1 protein-coding gene is annotated in these 900 nt (G+C 65.9%); it reads left to right on the top strand.

What is annotated here, in order from left to right:
• The first annotated feature begins 67 nt into the window (after nucleotides 1–67).
• Nucleotides 68–888, top strand: a protein-coding gene (locus tag STSP_RS38015; RefSeq protein ID WP_408646405.1) for an IS5 family transposase whose coding sequence is annotated in 2 segments (ribosomal slippage) — nucleotides 68–409 and nucleotides 412–888 — 819 coding nt in all. Because the reading frame shifts where the segments join, the coding sequence is not laid out codon by codon here.
• Nucleotides 889–900: the final 12 nt, after the last annotated feature.

Below are 900 nucleotides of genomic sequence, written 5' to 3'. Positions count from 1 at the left end.
TAAGAGGAACTAACAGAAAGAGCTGGTGAGGCCATGTCTTGGCCGCTGCATGTTCGTTGGGCAGTCCATGGGGAAGGGGAACGGCCCGCCATGGGTGGTGTCGGACGAGTTGTGGGATCGGATCGAGCCGTTGCTTCCGGTGCGGACGCGGCGGAGCCGGTATCCGGGTCGGCTGCCGCTGGATGACCGCGGGTGTCTGCAGGGGATTCTGTTCGTCCTGCATACGGGTATCCAGTGGGAATGGCTGCCCCAGGAGCTCGGCTTCGGCTCGGGCATGACCTGCTGGCGTCGTCTGCGGGACTGGCATGAGGCCGGCGTGTGGGACCTGCTGCACCAGGTACTCCTGACTGAGCTGCACCAGGCGGGGAAGCTGGACTGGTCGCGGGCGGTGATTGACGGCTCGCACCGGCAGGCGCGTCGGGGCGGCCCAAAACAGGTCCGAGCCCGGTAGACCGTGCCAGACCGGGCTCGAAACACCACGTGATCACCGACGCGAACGGCACCCCGCTGGCGGTCACGCTCACCGGGGGCAACCGGCACGACATCACCCAGCTACTGCCCCTGCTGGACGCGATACCGCACATCAAGGGCCACAGAGGCAGACCCCGCCACAGGCCACAGCAACTGTTCGCCGACCGGGGATACGACTACGACAAGTACCGCCGCCTGCTGTGGAAACGCGGGATCAAACCGGTCATCGCGCGACGCGGAGTACCCCACGGATCCGGACTCGGCACCGTCCGCTGGGTGGTAGAGCGCACGAACGCCTGGATCCACGGCTTTCGCCGCCTGCGGATCCGGTGGGACATCCGCGACGACATCCACGAAGCCTTCCTCAAGCTGGCCTGCTGCGTCATCACCTACCGACGCGTCCAGGCATTGTGTTAGCTCCTCTAAGTG

Source organism: Streptomyces jeddahensis (assembly GCF_001642995.1).
In the GTDB taxonomy this organism is placed as follows: Bacteria; Actinomycetota; Actinomycetes; order Streptomycetales; family Streptomycetaceae; genus Streptomyces; species Streptomyces jeddahensis.
The sequence above is the reverse complement of the archived record's forward strand: the minus strand, read 5'-3'. Positions and strand labels throughout refer to the sequence as shown.